General features: G+C 66.2%; 17 protein-coding genes. 8 read left to right on the top strand and 9 right to left on the bottom strand.

Annotated features, from left to right (window positions below; genetic code table 11):
* Window position 1 precedes the first annotated feature (1 nt).
* Genes AC07OK_RS12875 through AC07OK_RS12890 form a run of 4 tightly spaced genes read left to right on the top strand, consistent with a single transcriptional unit; the run spans window position 2 to window position 3,016 of the window.
* A complete protein-coding gene (locus AC07OK_RS12875; protein WP_332852647.1) occupies window positions 2–166 on the top strand; it encodes a cbb3-type cytochrome oxidase subunit 3 in 165 nt (54 codons plus the stop codon).
* The gene (ccoP, locus tag AC07OK_RS12880; RefSeq protein ID WP_494690680.1) at window positions 159–1,091 is read left to right on the top strand and encodes a cytochrome-c oxidase, cbb3-type subunit III; all 933 of its coding nucleotides are present in this window, start codon (window positions 159–161) and stop codon (window positions 1,089–1,091) included. Before AC07OK_RS12875 ends, ccoP begins: the two co-directional genes overlap by 8 nt.
* Window positions 1,088–2,473 (top strand): cytochrome c oxidase accessory protein CcoG, encoded by a 1,386-nt coding sequence (ccoG, locus tag AC07OK_RS12885; RefSeq protein WP_494690681.1) that lies wholly within the window; start codon window positions 1,088–1,090, stop codon window positions 2,471–2,473. Before ccoP ends, ccoG begins: the two co-directional genes overlap by 4 nt.
* Window positions 2,474–2,482: 9 nt before the next feature.
* Window positions 2,483–3,016 carry a FixH family protein gene (locus AC07OK_RS12890; RefSeq protein ID WP_494690682.1) on the top strand — a complete coding sequence of 178 codons (534 nt, stop codon included), beginning with the start codon at window positions 2,483–2,485 and terminating at the stop codon, window positions 3,014–3,016.
* Between the two features lie 7 nt (window positions 3,017–3,023).
* Here the strand turns inward: AC07OK_RS12890 and fnr are convergent, their stop codons facing one another.
* From fnr to AC07OK_RS12905, 3 genes are read right to left on the bottom strand one after another with little or no spacing between them, the layout of a single operon-like run.
* Window positions 3,024–3,782, bottom strand: a complete 759-nt coding sequence (gene fnr / locus AC07OK_RS12895) for a fumarate/nitrate reduction transcriptional regulator Fnr (RefSeq protein ID WP_494690683.1) — start codon at window positions 3,780–3,782, stop codon at window positions 3,024–3,026.
* 46 nt (window positions 3,783–3,828) lie between these two features.
* Window positions 3,829–4,347: an RNA polymerase sigma factor gene (locus tag AC07OK_RS12900; protein ID WP_494690684.1), complete on the bottom strand. Its 519-nt coding sequence runs from the start codon at window positions 4,345–4,347 to the stop codon at window positions 3,829–3,831.
* Window positions 4,344–4,523 carry a YgaP family membrane protein gene (locus AC07OK_RS12905; RefSeq protein WP_494690818.1) on the bottom strand — a complete coding sequence of 60 codons (180 nt, stop codon included), beginning with the start codon at window positions 4,521–4,523 and terminating at the stop codon, window positions 4,344–4,346. The genes AC07OK_RS12900 and AC07OK_RS12905 overlap by 4 nt, the downstream gene beginning before the upstream one ends.
* A 244-nt stretch (window positions 4,524–4,767) precedes the next feature.
* On the opposite strand from AC07OK_RS12905, the gene AC07OK_RS12910 reads away from it, so the two are divergent.
* From AC07OK_RS12910 to AC07OK_RS12925, 4 genes are all read left to right on the top strand, one after another.
* Window positions 4,768–5,514 (top strand): alpha/beta fold hydrolase, encoded by a 747-nt coding sequence (locus AC07OK_RS12910; protein ID WP_494690685.1) that lies wholly within the window; start codon window positions 4,768–4,770, stop codon window positions 5,512–5,514.
* A 91-nt stretch (window positions 5,515–5,605) separates the two neighbouring features.
* The gene (locus AC07OK_RS12915) at window positions 5,606–9,115 is read left to right on the top strand and encodes a response regulator (RefSeq protein WP_494690819.1); all 3,510 of its coding nucleotides are present in this window, start codon (window positions 5,606–5,608) and stop codon (window positions 9,113–9,115) included.
* A 216-nt stretch (window positions 9,116–9,331) separates the two neighbouring features.
* Window positions 9,332–11,707 carry a catecholate siderophore receptor Fiu gene (locus tag AC07OK_RS12920; protein ID WP_494690686.1) on the top strand — a complete coding sequence of 792 codons (2,376 nt, stop codon included), beginning with the start codon at window positions 9,332–9,334 and terminating at the stop codon, window positions 11,705–11,707.
* 68 nt (window positions 11,708–11,775) lie between these two features.
* Window positions 11,776–12,456 (top strand): Fe2+-dependent dioxygenase, encoded by a 681-nt coding sequence (locus AC07OK_RS12925; protein ID WP_494690687.1) that lies wholly within the window; start codon window positions 11,776–11,778, stop codon window positions 12,454–12,456.
* A gap of 7 nt (window positions 12,457–12,463) precedes the next feature.
* Here AC07OK_RS12925 and AC07OK_RS12930 read toward each other — a convergent pair whose 3' ends face one another.
* From AC07OK_RS12930 to AC07OK_RS12955, 6 genes are all read right to left on the bottom strand, one after another.
* A complete protein-coding gene (locus AC07OK_RS12930) occupies window positions 12,464–13,111 on the bottom strand; it encodes a TMEM175 family protein (RefSeq protein ID WP_494690688.1) in 648 nt (215 codons plus the stop codon).
* Between the two features lie 63 nt (window positions 13,112–13,174).
* Window positions 13,175–13,564, bottom strand: coding sequence for a YybH family protein (locus AC07OK_RS12935; protein WP_494690689.1), 390 nt, complete (start codon window positions 13,562–13,564; stop codon window positions 13,175–13,177).
* An 85-nt stretch (window positions 13,565–13,649) separates the two neighbouring features.
* Entirely contained in the window at window positions 13,650–14,759 is a 1,110-nt protein-coding gene (locus tag AC07OK_RS12940) for an ABC transporter ATP-binding protein (RefSeq protein WP_494690690.1), read from the bottom strand.
* A 12-nt stretch (window positions 14,760–14,771) separates the two neighbouring features.
* On the bottom strand, window positions 14,772–15,596 hold the full coding sequence (locus AC07OK_RS12945) for a carbohydrate ABC transporter permease (RefSeq protein WP_494690691.1): 825 nt from the start codon (window positions 15,594–15,596) through the stop codon (window positions 14,772–14,774).
* The gene (locus tag AC07OK_RS12950) at window positions 15,593–16,492 is read right to left on the bottom strand and encodes a carbohydrate ABC transporter permease (RefSeq protein WP_494690692.1); all 900 of its coding nucleotides are present in this window, start codon (window positions 16,490–16,492) and stop codon (window positions 15,593–15,595) included. The genes AC07OK_RS12945 and AC07OK_RS12950 overlap by 4 nt, the downstream gene beginning before the upstream one ends.
* Window positions 16,489–17,718 carry an ABC transporter substrate-binding protein gene (locus AC07OK_RS12955; RefSeq protein WP_494690693.1) on the bottom strand — a complete coding sequence of 410 codons (1,230 nt, stop codon included), beginning with the start codon at window positions 17,716–17,718 and terminating at the stop codon, window positions 16,489–16,491. The genes AC07OK_RS12950 and AC07OK_RS12955 overlap by 4 nt, the downstream gene beginning before the upstream one ends.
* Between the last annotated feature and the right edge of the window lie 30 nt (window positions 17,719–17,748).

Genomic DNA, 17,748 nt, shown 5'->3' on the forward strand with positions numbered 1-17,748 from the left:
CATGGCTATTGAGAACCTGTTTGACCGCGCCAGCAGCGTGATGACGGTGATTTCCTTCATCACGTTCGCCGGCATCCTGTGGTGGGCTTTCATCAGCAACAAGGAAGCCGATTTCGCCGAGGCGGCCCAGCTGCCGTTCGACGACGAGGAGAACCGTCATGGCTGATTTTACCAACGGCTTCTGGGACATGTACATCGTGGTGCTGACGCTGCTCGGCATCGCCGGCTGCGGCATCCTGCTGTACTCGCAATCGAAGATCAAGGGCAAGGCCGGCGAAACCACCGGCCACGTCTGGGACGAGGACTTGAGCGAGCTGAACACGCCGATGCCGCGCTGGTGGATGTGGCTGTTCTACATCACCATCGTGTTCGCGCTGGCCTATCTGTTCCTGTATCCCGGCCTGGGCAGCTACGCCGGCAAGCTGGGCTGGAAATCCTCGGGCCAGTACCAGGCCGAGCTGAAGCAGGCCGACGCCGACTACGGTCCGCTGTTCGCGCAATACCAGAAGCAGGACCTGAAGGCGGTGGCGGCCGATCCCAAGGCGCACGCCATCGGCGAACGCCTGTTCCTGACCTATTGCGCGCAGTGCCACGGCTCGGACGCGCGCGGCAACAAGGGCTTCCCCAACCTGACCGACAAGGACTGGCTGTTCGGCGGCGCCCCCGAGACCATCAAGGAAACCATCCTGCACGGCCGCACCGGCGTGATGCCGGCTATGGGCGCCGCGCTGGGCTCGGACAAGGAAGTGGAGAACGTCGCCCATTACGTGCTGAGCCTGTCCGGCTCGACCAACGACCCGATCAAGGCCGTGTTCGGCAAGGACAAGTTCGGCGCCTGCATGGCTTGCCACAGTGCCGGCGGCACCGGCAACCAGGCCATCGGCGCGCCCAACCTGACCGACAAGGTCTGGCTATTCGGCGGCAGCGCCGAGACCATCATGGAAACCATCCGCAAGGGCCGCAGCACCACCATGCCGGCATTCGACGACTTCCTCGGCGACGCCAAGGTGCACGTGCTGGCCGCCTACGTATGGAGCTTGTCGAACGACGTCACGCAGCTTAAAACTGAACCCGTCACGGCATCAAAATGAACGATCCTGCACCACAAGTGATCAAGATGTATGCGGCGCGCGAGGAAATCTATCCGCGAGAAACCTCGGGCCGCTACGCCCGGCTGCGCTGGCTGTGTGTCTGGCTGACGCAGCTGGCCTTCTACTGCACCCCGTGGATGCAGTGGAACGGCCGCCAGGCCCTGCTGTTCGACCTGGTGGCGCGCAAGTTCTACATCTTCGGCCTGGTCTTGTGGCCGCAGGACTTCATCTACCTGGCGGCGCTGCTGATCATCTGCGCCTACCTGCTGTTCCTGGCCACCGCGGTGGCCGGGCGGGTGTGGTGCGGCTTCGCCTGTCCGCAAACGGTTTATACCGAAATCTTCCTGTGGATAGAACGCCGGATCGAAGGCAAGCGCAGCGCCCGCATGGCGCTGGACCGGCAGCCACCCTCGGCCGCCAAGTTCGCAAAAAAAACCGCCAAGCACCTGGCCTGGGGCGCGGTGGCCTTGTGGACCGGCTTCACTTTTGTTGGCTACTTCACGCCGATCAAATTCCTCGGCAACGAGGTGCTGACGCTGAGCTTCGGCCCGTGGGAATGGTTCTGGGTGCTGTTCTACAGCCTGGCCACCTACGGCAACGCCGGCTGGCTGCGCGAACAGGTGTGCAAATACATGTGCCCGTACGCCCGCTTCCAGAGCTCGATGTTCGACCGCGACACGCTGATCATCACCTACGACAACGCACTGGGCGAACCGCGCGCGCCGCTGTCGAAACGGGAAGAAGTCAACGGCGGCTCCTGCATCGATTGCAGCCTGTGCGTGCAGGTGTGCCCGACCGGCATCGACATCCGCCAGGGCTTGCAGTACGAGTGCATCGGCTGCGCCGCCTGCGTCGACGCCTGCAACGGCGTGATGGACAAGATCGGCCAGCCGCACGGCCTGATCCGCTACAGCACCGAGCGCGCGCTGCTGATGCACTACACGCCGACCGAGATCCGCCAGCGCACGCTGCGCCCGCGGGTGAAGATCTACGCCGCCATCCTGGCGCTGATCGTGGTCGCGGTCGGCACGGCGCTGTGGCTGCGCACGCCGCTCAAGCTGGACGTGATCCGCGACCGCGGCGCCATGGGGCGCGAGGTGGAAGAGGGCATGATCGAAAACGTCTACCGCTTGCAGATCATGAACACCAGCGAGCAGGCACACACCTACCGCATCCGCGTCAGCGGCATACCCACCTTGGCGCAGGTGACGCCGGAGCTGGTGCGGCTGGAGGGCACCGAGACCAAGGCCTATCCGATCCGCCTGCGCAGCGCGCACGGCGCCGGCAATCCGGGTTCGAACAAGATCGAGATTGAACTGACCGCAGTCGACCAGCCGTCGTTGCACGTGAAGGAACATGCGGTGTTTTTCGTGCCGCGCTAAGGGGACGCAATGAACGTATCGATCATGACGCAAACGCCGTGGTGGAAGCAGCGCTGGCCGTGGCTGTTGATGCTGGGCCCGGCCGTGGTGGTGGTGGCCGCGACCTACACCGGCTGGCTGGCCTATTCGCGCCAGGACGCGCTAGTGGTGGGCGACTACTACAAGCAGGGCAAGGCCATCAACCAGGACTTGCGGCGCGACCGCCTGGCGTCATCGCTGGGCTTGTCGGCGGTGATAGGCTATGACGCCACGCAGGGCACGCTGAGCGGCCAGCTGCGCCGCACCGCCAGCGACCAGGGCAAAACCGAACGGCTGTTCGTGCACCTGTCGCACGCGACGTTGCCGGAAAAGGATATCCAGCTGGTGGTGCAGCCGGATGAATTCGGCGCGTTCCAGATCAACCTGCCGATGCTGGAGCGCAGCCGCTGGGTGGTGCTGATCGAAGGCGAGCAGCGCGACTGGAGGCTGGCCGGCACCTGGATCTGGCCGGCGCAACGCCAGGTGACGCTGCAGGCTGACCTGCCTGAGCCCGCCGATAATTAGCCGGCAACTAAGCGCAGGTCTGGGTACCGGCGGTGATCGCCTTCAGCGTCGCCGGTTGCAGCAGCTCGATCTCGCGGTTGCTCACGCGCAGCAAGCCTTGCTTCTTAAATTTGGACAGCAGGCGGCTGATGCTCTCGATCGTCAGGCCGAGATAGTTGCCGATCTCCTCGCGCGACATGCGCAGCTGGAAGGTGTGCGGCGAATAACCGCGCGTCTCGTAGCGCGACGACAGGTTGACCAGGAAGGCGGCAAACCGCTGGGTCGCCTGCATATTCCCCAACAACAGCATCACGCTTTGCTCGCGCGTGATTTTCTGGCTCATCATGCGGTGGAAGTGGCGCAGCAAGGTTGGCATATCGGCCAGCAACTGCTGCAGGCTGTCGAAGGGGATCTCGCACACTTCGCTGTCTTCCAGCGCCAGCGCGGTGCAGTGGTGCAGGTCGGCGCTGATGGCGTCCATGCCCAGCAATTCTCCGGCCATCTGGAAGCCGGTGATCTGCTCGACGCCGTCGCGGTTGACCTGGTAGGTCTTGAAATGGCCCAGCCGTATCGCAAACAGGCTCTGGAAGGTGTCGCCGATGCGGAACAGCGGCGCGCCGCGCGCCACCTTGCGGCGGCGGCCGATGATCTGGTCCAGCCGGTTCATATCATTGTTGTCCAGCCCCATCGGCAAGCACAACTGGTGCATGCTGCAGGTCGCGCAGCTGGCCTTGAGGTTTTCGATGCTGGCGCTGGGCAAGACCAGCGAGGGAAGTTCTCGTATCATGGCCCAATTCTAGACCTTTGGACGTCATTTCCGGACTATGCCGCAGTTAGCCGATCAGGTATTCGCGCGCCATTCTGCGCGCCCGGTGCAGCCGGCTCTTGACGGCGGCGTTGCTCTGGCCGACGTCGGCGGCGATCTCGGCGATCGACATTTCGGCGAAATCGCGCAACAGCACCACCTGCAGGTAATCGGCCGGCAAGGATTCCAGCGCGTTGACCAGTTCCAGCCGCAGGCCGGCCGTGTCCTGGCTGGCCAGCCACTGCTCGGCGCGCTCGTCGTCCCACGGGTCGTGGCCCAGCGCGGCGCGCCCCAGCCGATGGCACTCCCGCCTGACCACCTGGAACAGCCAGCCGGAAAACGCCGCCAGCATGCGCACCGACGACAGCCGCCGCGACAGCACCAGCAAGGCTTCCTGCACGGCGTCGTCGACGTCGCCGACCAGGCAGTTGCGCTGGGCGTAGCGGCGGATGTCGGGCTGGCACAGCCGCAGCAGTTGCGCCAGCGCCGCCGGATCGCCGCGATGGGCGGCGTCCAGCACCGGTAAGTGTTGTACTGCCAGGCTCATAGTCCTCCAGATTGTTTGGCCGCCTTGTCGAGGCGGCGGCCGACCAGCGCGCACATCGGGCAGAAGCCGAACAGGCCGGAAGCGACGATGCCAGCCGCCGACGCCGCCAGCACCAGCCCCCACTGGCCGCCCAGCAGGGCGATGCCGGCCCAGGCCGCGATCACGCCGGCCACCACGCGCAGCGCGCGTTCCCAGTTCGGTACATTTTTGACATAGAACATAGTGCACTCCTATTCGTTGCAGAGGAAATCCCTCGGCAGCTAAGAGGCGGGCGCAGGCCGTTTGGATTCGCGCAGCGGCAAAATTATCACAAATTATTTAAAATAATTATCTTGCACACTATTAAATTGCGAGCTATAGTTCATCACATCAAGTAGCACACTATTTGATAGCTCACTACTCAACCATAAGGACCACATCATGAAACGCACTCTGATCGCTACCGCACTGCTGGCCTCCGCACTGGGCGCCCACGCCGCCACCCCGGCCACCGACACCACCGTCGTACTGGTCCACGGCGCCTTCGCCGATGGTTCCAGCTGGGACAAGGTCATCCCGCTGCTGCAGGCGAAGGGCCTGAAGGTGGTGGCCGTGCAAAACCCGCTGACCTCGCTGGCCGACGACGTCGCCGCGACCCAGCGCGTGGTCGATGCGCAGACCGGCAAAGTGGTGCTGGTGGGCCATTCGTGGGGCGGCACCGTCATCACCCAGGCCGGCACCAGCGACAAGATCAAAGCCCTGGTGTATGTGGCCGCGTTCGCGCCGTCCGAGGGCGAGGCCTCGGCCAACCTGGGCAAGGACTACGCCGTGCCGCCGGGCATCGCCAGCCTGCAGGCCGACGCCGCCGGCTACCTGTGGCTGCCGGCCGACTCGGTCAGCAAGAACTTCGCGCAGGACGTGTCCCCGGCCACCGCCGCGCTGATCGCCGCCACCCAGGGCCCGATCAATTCCAAGGCCTTCGGCGACGTCACCACTGTGGCGGCGTGGAAAACCAAGCCCAGCTACTACATCGCCGCCGCCAACGACCGCATGATCGCGCCGGCGCTGCAACAGGCGTTCGCCAGGAAGCTGAACGCCACCACCGTCACGCTGCAGACCAGCCACGTGCCGATGCTGTCGCAGCCGGCCAAGGTGGCGGAAGTGATCATTGCCGCTGCTCAGCGTTAATCCTGTTGCCAAGGCCGGGCTTTGATAGGAGAATTTGCTGTCTGTTTGGCATTTCTCCGATACTCCGCCCGACCTCGCCTCCAAGGACGACATGAAGTCACCCGGCATCAAGACTAAAGTTGCGCTGGCCACCAGCATCACCTCGGTCCTGATGATCGCGCTGGTGACCGTGGTGCAGACCCACCGCATGCAGGACGACTACACCAAAGTGCTGTTCACGCAACAGACGGCGCTGATCAACCGCACCGCCGAAGAGCTGGACGACAAGCTGCTGATGCTGCTCGATATCATCACCGTCTCGGCGCGCAACCAGCCGCCCGCCATCGCCCGCTCCGCCGACCAGCTGCGCGCCTACTACCAGGACCGCGCGGTGCTGGCGCTGTTCGACGACCTGTTGGTGCTCAGCCCGCAAGGCACGATCGTCGCCGACCTGCCGGAAGTGCCGACCCGGGTCGGCATCGAAGCGGCCGACCGCGACTACTTCAAGACGGTGCTGCGCACCCGCAAGCCGATGATCACCGAACCGCTGCTTGGCCGCGCCGGCAAGCAGCCCATCGTGCAGATGGTGGCGCCGGTGCTGGACGCCCATGGCGAGGTGGTGTGCGTACTGGTGGGCGTGCTGCGGCTGTACAAGGACAATCTGCTGGGCCATCTGCGCAACGCCAAGGTCGGCCGCACCGGCTACTACTTCGCGCTGACCCGCACGGCGACGCCGGTGTACGTGCTGCATCCCGACCTGAGCCGCATGCTGCAGCCGCGCCAGGCCCACGCCAACGCCGCCACCACGCGCGCGCTGGAGCAGGATTTCGAAGGCACGGTCGACAGCATCAACGGCGCCGGCCAGCGCACCCTCAACAGCTACAAGGCGCTGAAGTCGGTGGACTGGGTGCTGGCGGCCTCGCTGCCGGCCGAGGAAGCGTTCGAACCCTTCAACGGCGTGCTGTACCGGCTGCTGCTGTGGAGCGGCCTGGCCTCGCTGGCCGCGGCCGCGCTGATCGGCTGGCTCACCCTGCGCCTGCTGGCGCCGCTGATCAAGCTGCGCGACGCCATCGTCGTCCTGCGCGACAACCCCAGCCGCTTCACGCCGCTGCCCACCTACGCGCAAGACGAGGTCGGCCAGCTGACCAGCGCCTTCAACGACCTGATGCATGAGCGGCTGGCGGCCGACGCCCGCCTGCAAAGCCTGGTGGAGTTCGCGCCCAACGCCATGGTGGTGGTCGGCGTCGACGGCCGCATCGAAACCTTCAACCGCGAGGGCGAGCGCTGCTTCGGCTACCCGCGCGCGGCGGTGCTGGGCCAGCCGCTGGAGATGCTGGTGCCGGAACGCCTGCGCGGCCAGCACGCGGCCCACCGCGTGAAGTTCTTTGCCGACCGCCTCAGCGCCGAGCCGGTGCGCATGGGCGACGGCGCGGTGCTGTACGGCCTGCGCCACGACGGCAGCGAATTCCCGATCGAAGTCAACCTGAGCGCGGTGCGCACCGACCAAGGCACCAAGGTGCTGGCGGTGATTTCCAATATCACCGAGCGCCACCGGCTGGCGCTGGAGGTGGAGGCGCGCGCCGCCGAGCTGGAGCGCGAGCGCGACCGCGCCGAGGCCGCCAACCGCGCCAAGAGCGAGTTCGTGGCCAATATGAGCCACGAAATCCGCACGCCGATGAACGCGGTGCTAGGCATGGTCTACCTGCTCGGCAACACGCCGCTGACGCCGCAGCAGCGCAAATACCTGAGCATGGTGCGGGTGTCGGGCCAGTCGCTGCTGGGCATCCTCAACGACGTGCTGGATTTTTCCAAGATCGAGGCCAACCACATGGAGTTGTCGCCGGTGGCCTTCGCGCTGGATGACACCATGAACTCGCTGGCCACCCTGATGACCATGAACGCCGGCGACAAGGAGCTGGAGCTGGCGATCAGCGTCGACCCGGCGGTGCCGCGCCAGCTGCGCGGCGACGCCATGCGGCTGCAGCAAATCCTGGTCAACCTGGCCGGCAACGCGATCAAGTTCACCGAGCACGGCGAGGTGGTGGTCAGCATCGAGCTCAGCGCGCGCGACGCCGACCACGCGCTGCTGCGCTTCGAGGTGCGCGACACCGGCATGGGCATGACCGAGTCCCAGCTGGCGCAGCTGTTCCAGGCCTTCTCGCAGGGCGACCAGAGCATCACGCGGCGCTTCGGCGGCACCGGCCTGGGGCTGGCCATCACCAAGCGCCTGATCGAGCTGATGGGTGGGCAGATCGCCGTCCACAGCGAGCAGGGCCAGGGCACCCGCTTCTGGTTCAGCCTGCCGTTCGAGGTGCTGCCCGAGCTGCCGGACGAGCGCCGCAAGCCGGCGCTGGGCCAGCTGCGCCTGCTGGTGGCCGACGACAACCGCACCAGCCGCGAAGTGATCGCCAAGCTGATCCGTGCCTGGGGCTGGCAGGCCGACGAGGTCGATTCCGGCGCGGCCGCGCTGCACCGCTACCGCCAGAGCCAGCAGGCCAAGCAGACCTACGACGTGGTGCTGGCCGACTGGCACATGCCCGGCATGGACGGGCTGGCCACGGCCAAGGGCATCCGCGAGGCGGCCGGCGGCGGCAAGCAGCCGATCGTGGTGATGGTCAACGCCTTCGCCCGCGACCATGCGGAGGAAATCTCCAACGCGCCGGAGGCCGACGTGGTGCTGGTCAAGCCGATCACCAGCTCCAACCTGTTCGACGCGCTGCACCAGGCGTTGGCGGCCAAGATCGACGGCCTGCCGCAGGCGGTGGCCGAGGCCGGCATCGCCGGCAGCCTGGCCGGCCACCACTTCCTGCTGGTGGAAGACAATGCGCTCAATCAAGTGGTGGCGCGCGGCATCCTCGAGCACGCCGGCGCGACGCTCGACGTGGTGGGCGACGGCAGCCAGGCGGTCGACCTGCTGCGCACCAGCGCCAGCCGCTACGACCTGGTGCTGATGGACATGCAGATGCCGGTGATGGACGGTTTCACCGCCACCCGCATCCTGCGCCAGCAGCTGGGCCTGACCTTGCCCATCATCGCCATGACGGCCGGCGTGCTGGGCTCCGAGCGCCACCGCAGCCAGGAGGCCGGCATCACCGATTTCATCCCCAAGCCGATCGAGGTCGACGAAATGCTGGCGGTGCTGCAGCGCCACCTGCCGGCCCCGGCGACGCCGGCCACCGACGATTTGCTGGCCGACATGGCCGCCGCCGCGCCAACGCCGGCGCCAGCCCAGGCGCCGACGCCGGTCCCGGCCGCGTCCGGCGAGGCCGCCGTCTTCAATATGGACAGTCTGGTGCGGGTGATGGGCAAGGACGCCAAGGGCCGCGCCGTGATGCTCAAGATGGTGCGCGGCGCCATCGACACCGGCATGGAGCCGGCCGACCTGGCCGGCCTGGCGCTGCAGGAAGGGCGGCTGCGCGACGCCGCCCGCCTGTTCCACAGCCTGCGCGGCGCGGTCGGCGTGCTGGGCGCCAAGCGCCTGATCCAGGCCACCGTCGAGGCGGAAAACGCCATCAACGAACAGCGCGACGACGAACTCGAGCAGCGCTATCAAACCGTCCGCGCCGAACTGGAACAGACACTGGCGCACGCCCGCGCCTGGCTCGACACCGAACAATCCTGAACGCCCGCCGCGACCCACCGGTCGCATTGCGCGCCCCCGGCCAGCGCCCGGGGCGCCGCCGTTGTTCGCATAACTAAACGCTATTGATAACAATTCGCATTTACATCTACTCACTTCATTGTTACAATCCTCCGCATGAAATCGCCATGATCCGGCAGCCAGACGCAAGAACGCAGTAGCCCAGCGCAGCCAGCCGCCTACATTCTCGGAAGAAAGATGCAAATGATTAAGAGTCGCAAACACGCGCAATCGCGCTTCAATCAACAGATGAGCGCGGCATTGGCCGTGATGCTGCTGCCGGTCGCCGCCCATGCGGCCGACGCCGGCGCCGACCCGGTGATCGTGGCCGGCAGCAACCAGACCCTGCAGGAAGTCAAGGTGCGTGGCGACGTCATCAACGACTTCAAGGCCGACAAGGCCTCGTCCGCCAAGTACACCGAGAAACTGGTCGACACCGCCCAGTCGCTGACGGTCATCAAGAAAGAGCTGATCGAACAGCAGGGCGCCGTCACGCTGACCGAAGCGCTGCGCAACACCCCCGGCGTGGGCGCCTTCTTCCTGGGCGAAAACGGCAGCACCACCACCGGCGACGGCATCTATATGCGCGGCTTCGACGCCTCCGGCAGCATCTACGTGGACGGCGTGCGCGACGTCGGCTCGATCTCGCGCGACACCTTCAACATCGAACAGATCGACGTGCTCAAGGGCCCGGCCGGCACCGACAACGGCCGCAGCTCGCCGACCGGCGCCATCAACCTGGTCAGCAAGAAACCCCTGCTGGAAGACGCCTACATGGGTTCGCTCACGGTGGGCAGCGGCAGCCAGAAGCGCGCCACCGCCGACCTGAACAAGGTGATCAACGCCGACACCGGCACCGCCTTCCGCCTGAACCTGCTCGACCAGGACAGCGGCAATCCGGCGCGCGACGTGGTCAAGAACAAGCGCTGGGCGATCGCGCCGTCGGTCGCCTTCGGCCTGAACGGCCCGACCCGCGTCTACCTGAACTACCTGCACGTCGACCAGGACAACATCCCCGACGGCGGCGTGCTGACCATCGGCCTGCCGGGCTGGACCCCGCCGGCGCCGGTCGTCCTCAAGCCGGCCTCCGGCACCACGCCGCCGGTGCTGGGCCCGAGCTTCGCCTTCATGGCTGGCGCCAAAGCGGTCGATCCGAAGAACTTCTACGGCTCGGTGCTGGACTTCGACAAGGTCAAGGCCGACATGTTCACCGCCCGCATCGAGCATGACTTCGCCGGCGGCGCCAAGCTGCAAAGCACCACCCGCTACGGCCGCACCAAGCAGGACTATCTGCTGACCTCGTTCATGTCGACCGGCGCCAACCTGCGCAACGTCGTCGCCGGTTCGAACCCGGACAGCTGGATGATGGCGCGCACCAACCTGAACTATAAAGACCAGCTGAACGAAATCATCACCAACCAGACCACCGTCACCGCCGACTTCGACGGCGGCGCGCTCAAGCACACGGTCGTCGCAGGTGTCGAGCTGATCAACGAGAAGCAGACCAACTACACCAACGTCAACGCGCCGGGCGCGACCGGCCTGCCGCTGGTTTCCATCTACCATCCGGATTCCAGCCAGCCGGTGACGCCAGCCCAGGTCAGCCTGGTGCGCAACGGCGCCCGCGGCGACGGCAGCACCAACACCGAAAGCGTGTACCTGTTCGACACCGCCAAGCTGGGCGACCAGTGGATCTTCAACGCCGGCGTGCGCCTGGACCACTACAACACCACCTACAACGGCGTGACCGTGCAGGCTGCGGCCACGCCGCAAACCATCCCGGTCGGCACGCTGCTGGCCAACTCGCTGACGGCCTCGGATAACCTGCTCAACGGCAAACTGTCGGCACTGTACAAGCCGACCGCCGACAGCAGCGTCTACGCGCTGGTGGCGACGTCGAAAGCGCCGCCGGGCGGCACCAACTTCACGCTGAGCTCGGCCGCCAACAGCTCGGCCAACCCGAACTACGATCCGCAAATCACCACCAACTACGAGCTCGGCACCAAGTGGGATCTGCTCAAGCAGAAACTGTCGCTATCGGCCGCGGCCTATCGCACCGACGTGCGCAACGAGATCGAGGTCGACCCGAACAACGCCGCCAACTTCTTCCAGACCGGCAAAAAGCGCGTGCAGGGTATCGAGCTGGGCGTGACCGGCGAGCTCATGCGCAGCTGGCTGATCAGCGCGGGCTACACCCGCATGTCGACCCAGGTGGTGTCCGGCAAGGTGGTGACCGCCTCCGGCGACAACCTGCTGAGCTACACGCCGAAACAGGCGTTCACGCTGTGGACCTCGTACACGCTGCCGATGGGCCTGCAAATCGGCGGCGGCGCCCGCTTCAGCGACAAGCTGATGCGCGGCACCGACGGCGCGGTCGGCACCCCGGCCTTCGCCGACTCGTACTGGGTGTATGACGCCATGGCTTCCTACCCGATCAACAAGCACGTCGACCTGCGCCTGAACGTCTACAACCTGGCCGACAAGCAGTACGTCCAGGCGATCAACAAGTCGGGCTACCGCTACACCCCGGGCGCGCCGCGCTCGGCCAGCCTGACCGCCAACTTCAAGTTCTAATTTTCAGCTTCTCACCGCAGGCCCCGCCCATTCCGGCGGGGTCTTTTTTTTTCAAGGAGAGTTTTCCCATGATGCTGCACATCCCCGGCGTACTGAGCCGCGAACAGGTGGCCGCCATGCGGCGCCGGCTGGACCAGACCGACTGGGTCGACGGCCGCGGCACGGTCGGCGCCCAGGGCGCGCGGGTCAAGCAGAACCGCCAGCTGGCCGAGGACTCGGCGCTGGCGCAGGAACTGGGCGCGCAGGTGCTGGCGGCGCTGGCGGCCAGTCCGCTGTTCTTCGCGGCGACGCTGCCGCTGCGCACCTGTCCGCCGCTGTTCAACAGCTACGCCGGTGGCGAGCACTACGGCGCCCATGTCGACGGCGCGCTGCGCCGCGTGACCGCCAGCGGGCAATGGCTGCGCACCGATGTGTCGTCGACCCTGTTCCTCAGCGATCCCGAGGACTACGACGGCGGCGAGCTGATCGTCACCGACGCGTATGGCGAGCATGAGGTCAAGCTGCCGGCCGGCGACTTGATCGTGTATCCGTCGACCAGCATTCACCGGGTCGTGCCGGTCACGCGCGGGGCGCGGGTCTGTTCCTTCTTCTGGACCCAGAGCATGGTGCGCGACGATATGCGCCGCAGCCTGCTGCTGGAGCTGGACCAGAACATCCAGAGCCTGCGCGCGCGCCTCGGCGACTGCCCGGAACTGGTCGGCCTGACCGGGCACTACCACAACCTGCTGCGGCAGTGGAGCGAGGTCTAGGCCCGGCTCAGGCGGCGACGGCGGCGCGCGCGTAGCGGCGCTCGATGCGCGCGCCCAGCGGGCGCAGCGTGGACATCAGCATGAACACGAAGTTGGCCTTGCCCGGCGCGACGTAGCCGATCAGCAGCGCCAGCGTCGCGATCAGCATCACGCCGAAGCCGCGCACCATCGTCGCGCGGTAGGCGCCTATGCTCATCGGATGCAGGCACAGGCCGGGATGGCGGTAGATGTGGCGCGCCACCAGCAAGGTGGACACGCTGAGCCAGATCATCACGCCGGAATACACCAGCTGTCCCGTCATCGAAGCGATCTGGCCGTTGACCGCCGAGGCGAACGGCAGCAGCGAGGCGCCGGACAGGCTGAGTATGGTCAACCATTGCAGGCCCGGATCGGCATGCCGCACGTAGCTGTACAGGCGGTGGTTGGCGATCCAGAATATCGCCAGCACGAAAAAGCTGACCAGCCACGAGATCAGGTTGGGGATCAGGCCGACCAGCGCGCCCTGCAGCGCCGCTTCGCTGGCCAGATGGGCATGTTCGGGCAGGCGCAAATCGATCACCAGCAAGGTCATGGCGACGGCGTAGATGCCGTCCACCAGGGCTTCGATACGGTGTTTGCTCATCTGCGGCTGGCCGTCATGGCTTGAATCTGTCATCACTGATCCTGTTGTTAATTGAACAGCAGCCATTTTTGCCGCGATATGCGGAAATTGCAACTTTCAGCGCTTGGCCAGCCGGGTCGCGTGGTAACGGTCGATCCGCCAGGCGTCGCCGTCGCGTTTGAAGACCGCCGTTTCCAGAAAACCGTAGGGCGTTTCCACGCCGTCGCTGGCGATCCAGACGGCGTCGTTGCTGACCGTGGTCCAGGCGACATCGCCGTGCGCCTGGGTGCGGAAGCCGTGCAGGCCGGCCCGTTGCCGGCCCAGCGCGGCGCTGGACGTCAGCAGCGCCATGACGGCGGCCTTGTCCAGGATGCGGTCCTGCTCGATCATGAGGAATTCCGCGCTCAGCCCGGCGTCGACCGCGCCCCAGTCATGCAGCTCCAGCGCGCGGTGCCAGTCGCTCAGGGCCGCCTCGGCGGCGCGGGTGTCAGATTCCGGGGTCTGCATGGTGATTCCTCTCCGAGTACGGCCCAGCCTGGCCTGATGCCAAAAAGCTTAGCATGGAGCGCTCGTCAGCGGTGCGCCGGACCAGCTATTTGCCCGTCAGCCTGCGCAAGGCCAGGCCATCGTCGCGGAAGGCATGCAGCGAGGCCGCCGGCAGCGAGAACGCCACCGTCGCGCCCGCCCGCAGGCTGTCGTCCTGCGTCTTGGCGACCAGCAGCGGCTGCTCGTCCGCCCATCGCAGATGCACATAGCTGTGCTCGCCCAGCGCCTCGACGTGGACGATCTGCGCTTGCCACTCGCCCTGTCCCAGCACCAGGTGCTCGGGACGGATGCCCAATGTCAGCGCGGCCCCCGGCGCCAGGTCGGCGCCATCGACCGCGGCCTCGCAGGCACGGCCGCGCAGGGTGGCGACGATGCCCTGCGGCGTCACGCCGGCCAGGCTGGCACTCAGGAAATTCATCGCCGGCGTGCCGATGAAACGCGCCGCGAACAGATTGGCCGGATGATGGTACAGCTCCAGCGGCGTGCCGATCTGCGCCACGTTGGACTGGCCCGGCGCTTCGGCGGCCGGACGCAGCAGCACGATCTTGTCGGCCAGCGTCATCGCCTCCACCTGGTCGTGGGTCACGTAGATCATGCTGGCCGTATGCAGCTCGCGATGCAGGCGCGCGATCTCCAGCCGGGTCTGGGCCCGCAGCGAGGCATCCAGGTTGGACAGCGGCTCGTCGAACAGGAACACCTTGGGTTTCTTGACGATGGCGCGGCCGATCGCCACCCGCTGGCGCTGGCCGCCGGACAGCGCGCCGGGCTTGCGCGCCAGCAGCTCGTCCAGTTGCAGTATCCGCGACGCCTCCATCACGCGGCGCTCGATCTCCGCCTTGTCCAGCTTTTGCCGGGTCAGGCCGAACGCCATGTTGTCGTACACCGACATGTGCGGGTATAGCGCGTAGCTCTGGAACACCATGGCGATCTGGCGCTGCGCCGGCGGCACGTCGTTGATGGTGCGGCCGTCGATGGTCACGGTGCCGGCGCTGACCGGCTCCAGTCCGGCGATCAGCCGCAGCAGGCTCGATTTGCCGCAGCCCGAAGGACCGATGAAGACGCAGAACTCGCCCGGCGCGATGTCCAGGTTGATGTCGTTGAGGACGTGCTGGCCGTTGTAGGCCAGCGCGATATGGTTGAGGCTAACTTGCGTCATGGGGTTCTCGTTTTACTTGATGCCGCTGGACTGGTCGTTGATGTTCAGGAAGTGCCGGTTGAGCCCGATGTACAGGATCAGGATGGGCAGGATGGAGATCACCGAGCCGGCCATGATCAGGTTCCACGAAGACGCCTTGGCGTACTGCTTGGCCACTGCGTTCAAGCCCTGCGTCAGCAGGTACCGGTCGACGCTGGAGATGAACAGCAGCGGTTTCATGAACTCGTTCCAGATGCCCATGAAGACGAAAATGGCCTGGGTGGCCAGCGCCGGCTTGGCCATCGGCAGCACGATGTGGAAGAAACGGTGGAACGGCCCCGAGCCGTCCAAGGTGGCCGCCTCTTCGATTTCAACCGGGAAGTTGATGAAGAACTGGCGCATCATGAAGATGTAGGCGATCGACACGGCCGAGGTCAGGATCACCGACAAATGGGTGTCCACCAGGCCCATGCGCGCGACGATCATATACGCCGGGATCATGGTCACCTGGCTCGGCACCATCACCAGCAGCATCAGGGTCTGGAACAGCAGGCCGCGGCCGCGGAAGCGGAAACGCGCCAGCGCGTAGCCGGCCATGGTGTTGAACAGCACGTTGAGCAGGGTGACGGCCAGCGCCACCGTGAACGAATTCCACAGCCACTGGTAGAACGGGCCGTGCAGGATCATCTCGTAGGCCGACAGCGTCGGCGCCTGCGGCAAGACGTGCTCGGCGCCGGCGATCTCGCGGCTGCTCTTGAGCGAGGTCAGCACGGCCCAGGCGAACGGCGCCAGGGTCAGCAGGCTGTAGCCGGCCAGCACCGCGTACAGCGCGCCGGCGGAATAGGAACGGCGGCTCATCGGTTGGCTCCATTCGGTTGCACAAAGCGGTTCAGGATCAGCGTGGCGCAGAAGATGATCGCGGTCAGCACCACCGCCAGCGCGCACGCCAGGCCCATGGTGTTGTAGTTCTTGAAGGCGAAATGGTAGATCAGCAGCGTGAAGGTCAGCGTGGCGTTCTCCGGCCCGCCCTCGCCGCCGGACAGGATGAAGGCCTGGTCGAACACCTGGAAGCAGCCGATCAGCCCCATCGTCAGCACATAGCAGGTGATCGGCATCAGCTGCGGCACGCTGATCTCCCAATGGCGGCTGACCGGACCGGCGCCGTCCAGCAGCGCGGCCTCGTACAGCGCGGCCGGGATCTCCTGCAGGCCGGCCAGGAACACCACCATGTAGCCGGGGATGGTGGAGAACACGTTCATCAGCATGATGATGCCCAGCGCCCACTTGGGATCGCCCAGGAAATTGATGCTGTGGCCGAAGTGCTGCTGGAGGAACTGCACCACCAGGCCGTTGTTATTGAACAGCCACATGAAGATCATGGTCATCGCCGCCGACGAGGTCAGCGTCGGCAGGAACAGCAGCGTGACGAAGCTGCGCTTGAAACGGATCTTGCCGTTGAGGGCGCAGGCCAGCGCCATCGCGATCACCGTCTGCAACGGCACCACCACCGCCACGTACGTCATGGTGTTGCGGCAGGCAGCCCAGAACTTGTCGTCCTCGACCAGATACGCCAGGTTGCGCAGGCCGACGAAGCTGTGGCGCCCCGACACCAGGTCCATCTTCTGCACCGAGACAAACAGCGCATAGCCGATCGGCGCCAGCGTGAACAGGCTGATGACCAGCAGCGCCGGCAGCAGGAAGGCATAGGCGCTGATGCTGGCGCCGCGCGGGATTTTGGGCAGGGAGGGCATCATCGCTGGCGTTCGATTTCACGGTTGGAGACGGCTTCGGCCTGCTCCAGCGCCTGCTGCAGGGCCTTGTTGCCGTTGAAGGCAGCCAGGAACTGGTTGCCGAAATTGGTGTTGAGCACCGGCAGTTCGATACCGCGCGACCACACCGTCGCATAGGCCGCGCCGGCCACGTGCGCCGCCAGCGCCGGCGCGCTGCGCACCTGCATGGCCGCCTCCACGCTGCGCCGGGTCGGCAGCGTGCCCGAGGTGGCGGCCCACAAGCGCATGCCGGGTCCGGTCATGTAGCGCGCGAAGCGCAGGCCGGCCGCCTTGTTCCTGGCGCCGCGCGGCACCGCATAACCGACCACAAAGGCCATGGTCTGCTTGCGCTGGTTCACGGTCGGCATTTCGCGCGCGATGAAGGGCACGTCGCCATAGTCGTGCCGGAGCGCCGGCTGCACCCAGTTCCCCTCCATCATCAGCGCGGCGCGCCGCGTGCCGAAGGCGGCGCCCGGCCAGTCGGCGCCGAGGTCGTCCTTGGGCGAGTACAGGTATTTCAGCACGTGGCCGGTGACCAGCTGGTTCAGATAGGCGTAGGCCACCGCGTTGCCGGTGAAGTGGGCGTGGCCATCGGCGCCGATCAGCGGCTGGCCCGAGGTTTCCAGTGCCGCCAGATGGCGCGCCAAGTCCTTCTCGATGATCATCGCCGCCACGCCGCGCGGCAGGCGCGCCTGCAAGGTCTGGGCAAAGCGCATCAAGCCGTTGAAGTCGCGCGGCACGTCGTCCGCACGGTAGCCGGCCTGCTTCAACAGCTGCGGATTCAGGTACAGCGCCAGCGTCGAGTAATCCTTGGGCAGGCCGTACAGCTTGCCGTCGCGGCCGCGGAAGGCTTGCAGAAACTGCGGGTAGAAATCGGCCTGGTCGGCCGCGCCCAGTTCCAGCGGCTCCAGCACGCCGCTTTCGATCAGCACCGGCGCCTCGGACGCGTCCAGGTAAAACACATCGGGCGGGTTGTTGGCGGCGAAGCGCGACTTCAGCACGTCCTGGTACTTGTCCTCGATCACCTGCTTGCGCACGGCGATGCCGGTGCTGTCGGTGAAGGCGGCGGCGGCCAGGTCGAAGGCCGCCACCTCGGCGGGCGACGAGCCCCAGACGGCCACCGTGACCGCCTCGGCGGCCCGTCCCGGCGCCGCCATCGCCAGCGCGGCGCACAGCGCGGCCGCGCGCAGGCGGCCTGGTATATGGTTCATTGCTTGGTCTCCTGGTACTGCGGTGGCCGT

The sequence above is a fragment of the Duganella sp. GW821-FHT07G03 genome (genome assembly GCF_059418605.1).

What these genes read in the sequence shown, in the direction of transcription:
- AC07OK_RS12875 (WP_332852647.1), top strand. Translation starts at nt 2, where the DNA reads ATGGCTATTGAGAACCTGTTTGACCGCGCCAGCAGCGTGATGACGGTG.
- ccoP (WP_494690680.1), top strand. Translation starts at nt 159, where the DNA reads ATGGCTGATTTTACCAACGGCTTCTGGGACATGTACATCGTGGTGCTG.
- ccoG (WP_494690681.1), top strand. Translation starts at nt 1,088, where the DNA reads ATGAACGATCCTGCACCACAAGTGATCAAGATGTATGCGGCGCGCGAG.
- AC07OK_RS12890 (WP_494690682.1), top strand. Translation starts at nt 2,483, where the DNA reads ATGAACGTATCGATCATGACGCAAACGCCGTGGTGGAAGCAGCGCTGG.
- fnr (WP_494690683.1), bottom strand. Translation starts at nt 3,782, where the DNA reads ATGATACGAGAACTTCCCTCGCTGGTCTTGCCCAGCGCCAGCATCGAA.
- AC07OK_RS12900 (WP_494690684.1), bottom strand. Translation starts at nt 4,347, where the DNA reads ATGAGCCTGGCAGTACAACACTTACCGGTGCTGGACGCCGCCCATCGC.
- AC07OK_RS12910 (WP_494690685.1), top strand. Translation starts at nt 4,768, where the DNA reads ATGAAACGCACTCTGATCGCTACCGCACTGCTGGCCTCCGCACTGGGC.
- AC07OK_RS12915 (WP_494690819.1), top strand. Translation starts at nt 5,606, where the DNA reads ATGAAGTCACCCGGCATCAAGACTAAAGTTGCGCTGGCCACCAGCATC.
- AC07OK_RS12920 (WP_494690686.1), top strand. Translation starts at nt 9,332, where the DNA reads ATGCAAATGATTAAGAGTCGCAAACACGCGCAATCGCGCTTCAATCAA.
- AC07OK_RS12925 (WP_494690687.1), top strand. Translation starts at nt 11,776, where the DNA reads ATGATGCTGCACATCCCCGGCGTACTGAGCCGCGAACAGGTGGCCGCC.
- AC07OK_RS12930 (WP_494690688.1), bottom strand. Translation starts at nt 13,111, where the DNA reads ATGACAGATTCAAGCCATGACGGCCAGCCGCAGATGAGCAAACACCGT.
- AC07OK_RS12935 (WP_494690689.1), bottom strand. Translation starts at nt 13,564, where the DNA reads ATGCAGACCCCGGAATCTGACACCCGCGCCGCCGAGGCGGCCCTGAGC.
- AC07OK_RS12940 (WP_494690690.1), bottom strand. Translation starts at nt 14,759, where the DNA reads ATGACGCAAGTTAGCCTCAACCATATCGCGCTGGCCTACAACGGCCAG.
- AC07OK_RS12945 (WP_494690691.1), bottom strand. Translation starts at nt 15,596, where the DNA reads ATGAGCCGCCGTTCCTATTCCGCCGGCGCGCTGTACGCGGTGCTGGCC.
- AC07OK_RS12950 (WP_494690692.1), bottom strand. Translation starts at nt 16,492, where the DNA reads ATGATGCCCTCCCTGCCCAAAATCCCGCGCGGCGCCAGCATCAGCGCC.
- AC07OK_RS12955 (WP_494690693.1), bottom strand. Translation starts at nt 17,718, where the DNA reads ATGAACCATATACCAGGCCGCCTGCGCGCGGCCGCGCTGTGCGCCGCG.